The sequence below is a fragment of the Streptomyces olivaceoviridis genome (assembly GCF_014650115.1).
Classification (GTDB): Bacteria; Actinomycetota; Actinomycetes; order Streptomycetales; family Streptomycetaceae; genus Streptomyces; species Streptomyces olivaceoviridis.
This window is the reverse complement of record NZ_BMUI01000076.1, coordinates 1-5,822: the sequence shown is the minus strand read 5'-3', so window position 1 is coordinate 5,822 and position 5,822 is coordinate 1. Positions and strand designations below refer to the sequence as shown.

Here is a 5,822-nt window from a genome sequence, read left to right as displayed (position 1 = left end):
TCGCCGGCGACCCGGCCGGTCTGGAGGAGGTCCTGGGCCGGGTGGAGCGGGCCCGGCGGATTCCGGTGGACTACGCCTCGCACTCCGCACAGGTGGAGGAGATCCGCGAGGAGATCCTGCGGGTGCTGGAGGGGGTCTCCCCCCGGCCGGCCATGGTGCCGTTCTTCTCCACGGTGGATGCGGAGTGGGTGACGGGGGAGGAACTCGACGCGGGGTACTGGTTCCGCAACCTGCGGCAGACGGTGCGGTTCGAGACCGCCGTGCGGTCTCTCGCGGCTGCCGGGCATGGCGTGTTCGTGGAGGTCAGCGCGCACCCCGTGCTGACGGTCGGGGTCGAGGAGACGGTTCCCGACGCCGTCGTGGCCGGAACCCTGCGGCGGGACCAGGGGGGCTGGGGCCGGTTCCTGTGCTCCGCAGCGGAACTCTTCGTGCGGGGCGTGGCGGTGGACTGGCCGTCGCTGTTCCCGGACGCGCGCCCGGTGGAGCTGCCGACGTACCCGTTCCAGCGCAAGCGGTACTGGCTGGAGGCCAGGGGCGGCGTGAGCGGCGACGTGAGCGCGGTGGGTCTGCGCAGTGCGGGGCATCCGTTGCTGGGTGCGGCGTTGGCGCTGGCGGATGCCGAGGGGCAGTTGTTCACGGGGCGGTTGTCGTTGCGGACGCATCCGTGGCTGGCCGATCATGCGGTGAACGGGGTGGTGCTGCTGCCGGGGACGGCGTTCCTGGAACTGGCGCAGCACGCCGCCGAGCAGCTCGGCTGCGGCACCGTCGAGGAACTCACCCTGGAAGCACCCCTGGTCCTCCCCGACCACGGCGGACTCGCGATCCAGGTCGTGGTCGCAGCCCCGGACGCCGACGGCAGCCGCCGGTTGACGATCCACGGCAGGGCGGACGACGCGCCCGCCGACCAGGAATGGACCCGCTACGCGGGCGGCTCGCTCGCCCCGGCGCCGGCCGCCACCGACTTCACCGCCCGTACCTGGCCCCCGGCCGGCTCCGAGTCGCTGGACCTCGACGGGTACTACGACCGCATGGCGGGCAACGGCTTCGTGTACGGCCCGGCGTTCCGCGGACTGCGAGCCGCCTGGCGGCGCGGTGACACCCTGTTCGCCGAGGTGGCGCTCCCTCAGGAGCAGGGCGAGGACGCCGACGCGTACGGGCTGCACCCCGCGCTGCTGGACGCGGCGCTCCAGGCCGCGGGTCTGGGCGCGTTCTTCCCCGGCGACGAGGCAAGGCTGCCGTTCACCTGGCGAGGGGTCTCCTTGCTGGCGTCCGGTGCGCGTGCGCTGCGCGTCCGGATCCGCCCGGACGGGCCGGACTCGATCGCCATCGCGGCGGCCGACGAGTCCGGCGCTCCGGTCGTGACCGTCGACTCGCTGGTGGTCCGTCCGCTCAATCCCCGGCTCCTCCACGGCCCGCGTGAGCTGCCGTACCACTTCCAGTGGCCGGTCATGCCGCTGGAAGCCGACGGAACGCATCCGGTGCCCGAGGTCTTCGTGGTCGACGCCGGCACGGTGCACGAGGCGACCACCCAGGTGCTCGCCCGGTTGCAGCGTGCCCTGTCCGAGGACGGGACCCTGGTCGTCCTCACCAGGATGGCCGTGGCCGTCGAACCGGGCGCGGAGGTGGATCCCGCGCACGCCGCGGTGTGGGGCCTGGTCCGCTCCGCCCAGGCGGAGCACCCCGACCGGTTCGTGCTGATCGACTCCTGCGAGGCGTCCGACCACCTCGTGGCCGCCGCCGCGGCGACGGGCGAACCGCAGCTCGCGATCCGCGGGGGCGTCGCCCACCGGCCGCGACTGGCCCGCCACTCCGCCGGGGACAGCCTGCTGCCGCCCGCCGAGACGTCCGCGTGGCTGCTGGGGACCACGGAACGAGGCACGCTGGAGAACCTGGCGCTGCTGCCGGCGCCCGAGCTGACCGCCCCGCTCGCCGACGGCGAGGTGCGCATCGAGGTCCGTGCCGCCGGTGTCAACTTCCGCGACGCGCTCAACGCCCTGGGGCTGCTCCCCGGCGAGCCCGGACCGATGGGCATCGAGGGGGCAGGCGTCGTCACGGGGACCGGACCGGGCGTCACCGATCTCGCGGTCGGTGACCGGGTGTGCGGTGTGTTCGCCGGCTGTTACGGGCCGATCGCGGTCACCGACCGGCGGCTGCTGGGCAGGATGCCCGCCGACTGGACCTTCGAGCAGGCCGCGGCCGTGCCGGTGGTCTTCCTCACCGCCTACCGCGGGCTGGTCGACCTGGCCGGTCTGAGGGCGGGTGAGTCCGTCCTGGTGCACGCCGCGGCGGGCGGCGTCGGCATGGCCGCCGTACAACTCGCCCGGCACCTCGGCGCCGAGGTCTACGGCACGGCCGGCACCGGCAAGTGGGAGGCGACGGGACTCGCCGCCGACCACCTGGCCTCCTCCAGGACGGCCGAGTTCGAGAGCGCCTTCCTGACCGCGACCGACGGCCGGGGCGTGGACGTGGTCCTCAACTCCCTCACCGGCGAGCTGATCGACGCCTCGTTGCGCCTCATGCCCCGCGGCGGACGTTTCATCGAGATGGGCAGAACCGACCTCCGCGACCCCGAGCAGGTGGCGGCGGCGTACGAGGGGGTGCGCTACCGGGCGTTCGAGCTGATGGACGCCGGCCCGGACAGGATCCACGAGATGCTGACCGAGGTGCTTGCGCTGTTCGAGCAAGGCGTGCTGACGCCGTTGCCGACGCGTAGCTGGGACCTGCGCCGCGCCCCCGAGGCGTTGCGCTTCCTCAGCCAGGCGAAGCACGTCGGCAAGCTCGTCCTCGTCCCGCCGCGGCGGCTCGACCCGGACCGCGCCGTCCTCGTGACGGGCGGCAGCGGCGTACTGGCCGGGCTCGTCGCCCGGCACCTCGTGGCCGAGCACGGCATCCGTCATCTGGTCATGCTCAGCCGCAGCGGCGACGCGCCGGACATCCCCGGCGCCGACGTCCGCTCGTTCGCCTGCGACGTCTCCGACCGCGACGCGCTGGCCGGAGTACTCGGCGCCCTGGAACGGCCGCTGACGGCGGTCGTGCACACCGCGGGCGTCCTCGACGACGGTGTCCTGGCCGACCTCACCCCCGAACGCCTTGCCCGGGTGTTCGGCGCGAAGGCCGACGCCGCCTCGCACCTGCACGAACTCACAAGGGACCAGGACCTGGCGGCCTTCGTGCTGTTCTCCTCGGCGGCGGGCGTCTTCGGCGCCCCCGGTCAGGGCAACTACGCGGCGGCCAACGCCTTCCTGGACGGGCTCGCGCAGCACCGCCGGGCGGTCGGGCTGCCCGCCCAGTCACTGGCCTGGGGCATGTGGACCGAGCGCAGTGGCCTGACCGCGCGACTGGACGACGGCGACATCGCCCGGATGGCCCGGTCCGGCATGACCCCCCTCTCCTCGGAGCAGGGCCTCGCCCTGTTCGACGCCGCCCTGGCGACGGATCTCGCGACGCCCGTCATGGTCCGCGTCGACCACGACGCGCTGCGCCGTCAGGAGACCCTGCCCCCGGTGCTGCGCGGCCTGGTCCGCGCGCCGGTCCGGCGGGCGTCCGCCGGAACGGCCGACGGGTCGTCCTTCGGCGACCGGCTGGCGGCCATGCCGGAGCCGGAACGGCAGCGACACGTCCTGGACCTGGTGCTCGGTGCCGCGGCCGTCGTCCTCGGCCACGCCTCCGCGGACCTGGTCGAACCAGGCAAGGCCTTCCGCGAGCTGGGCTTCGACTCGCTCACCGCGGTGGAACTGCGCAACCGGCTGACGAAGGCCACCGGCCTGAAGCTGCCGGCGACCCTGGTCTTCGACTACCCGACGCCCGCCGTCCTGACGGCGCACCTCCTCACCGAGTCGGTGGGCACCCGCGCAGCCGTGGCCGCCCCGACGGTCGTGGCCTCCGACGAGCCGATCGCCATCGTGGCCATGGGCTGCCGGTTCCCCGGGGGAGTCGGCACCCCCGACCAGCTGTGGGAGCTGCTGGCCGCGGGCGGTGACGCGATCACCGGTCTGCCCACCGACCGCGGCTGGAACGTCAGCCGCCTCTACGACGCCGACCCCGACCGTGTCGGCACCTCGTACGTGCGGGAGGGCGGCTTCCTGGAGGCCGTGGGCGAGTTCGACGCCGGCTTCTTCGGGATCTCGCCGCGTGAGGCGCTCGCGATGGACCCGCAGCAGCGACTGCTGCTGGAGACGTCCTGGGAAACCTTCGAACGGGCCGGCATCGACCCGGTCTCGCTCAAGGGCACGCCCGGCGGTGTCTTCATCGGCACCAACAGTCAGGACTACATCTCCCTGCTCGCCGGTGCGCCGGACGCCGGTGAGGGCTACATCGCCACCGGCAACTCGGCGAGCGTCGTCTCAGGTCGGCTCTCCTACACGTTCGGTCTGGAGGGTCCCGCGGTCACCGTCGACACCGCGTGCTCCTCGTCACTCGTCGCCCTGCACCTGGCCTCGCAGGCGCTGCGCTCGGGCGAGTGCACCCTCGCGCTCGCGGGCGGCGTCATGGTGATGGCCACCCCCGGCGGTTTCGTGGAGTTCAGCCGGCAGCGCGGCCTGGCCGTGGACGGCCGGTGCAAGTCCTTCGCGGCGAGCGCCGACGGGTTCGGCATGTCGGAGGGCGTCGGCGTACTGCTGCTGGAGCGGCTGTCGGACGCCCGGCGCCACGGGCACCCGGTGCTGGCCGTCGTGCGGGGCAGCGCGGTCAACCAGGACGGCGCGTCCAACGGTCTGACCGCCCCCAACGGTCCGTCGCAGCAGCGGGTGATCCGGCAGGCATTGGCCAATGCCGGGCTGAAGCCGTCCGAGGTGGACGTGGTGGAGGCGCACGGTACGGGAACGTCGCTGGGTGATCCGATCGAGGCGCAGGCGGTGCTGGCCACCTACGGCCAGGACCGCGACCGGCCGCTGTGGCTGGGCTCGGTGAAGTCGAACATCGGCCACACCCAGGCCGCCGCCGGTGTAGCGGGCGTCATGAAGATGGTGCTGGCCATGCAGCACGGAGTGCTGCCCAGGACCCTGCACGCGGAGGAGCCGTCGCCGCACATCGACTGGTCCGCCGGACGAGTCGAGTTGCTGACCGAGGCCCGCGAGTGGCGCGACGGGGACGGCCCGCGCCGGGCCGGTGTGTCCTCGTTCGGCATCAGCGGTACCAACGCGCACGTGATCGTCGAGTCGGTGCCTCCGGCCGCCGAGACCGCCGCGCCGCCCGCCATGGTCGTGCCGTGGCTCCTGTCGGGCAAGACACCGGAAGCCGTGCGGGCCCAGGCGGAGCGGCTGCTGTCGGTCGTCGACGACAACCCCGTCGACGTCGGCCACACCCTTGCGAGCCGTACCGCGTTCGCATACCGCTCGTTCGTCGTCGGCCGGGACGCCCAGGACCGTGCGGCCGGACTGGCGGACCTGGACCAGCCGGTTGCCGCTGGTGTGGGCCGGACGGTGTTCGTGTTCCCGGGTCAGGGGTCGCAGTGGGCGGGGATGGCGGTGGAACTCCTGGGTTCCTCGCCGGTGTTCGCGGTGCGGATGGCGGAGTGTGAGGCGGCGCTGTCTTCGTTTGTGGACTGGTCGTTGTCGGAGGTGGTGGCCTCTGGTGAGTTCGGCCGGGTGGATGTGGTGCAGCCGGTGCTGTGGGCGGTGATGGTGTCACTGGCGGCACTGTGGGAGTCGGTGGGGGTGCGGCCGGCCGCGGTGCTGGGCCATTCCCAGGGTGAGATCGCGGCTGCGGTGGTGTCGGGTGCGCTGTCGTTGGAGGACGGTGCGCGGGTGGTGGCGCTGCGCTCGAAGGCGATCACCGCGCTGGCGGGCCGGGGCGGCATGGTGTCGGTTCCGCTGCCGGTGGAG

The 5,822-nt window shown here is 73.4% G+C and carries 1 protein-coding gene; it reads left to right on the top strand.

What is annotated here, in order from left to right:
* Positions 1-5,822 (top strand): type I polyketide synthase (locus IE273_RS42760; RefSeq protein ID WP_189820507.1); only part of this gene is annotated, 5,822 nt, incomplete at both ends.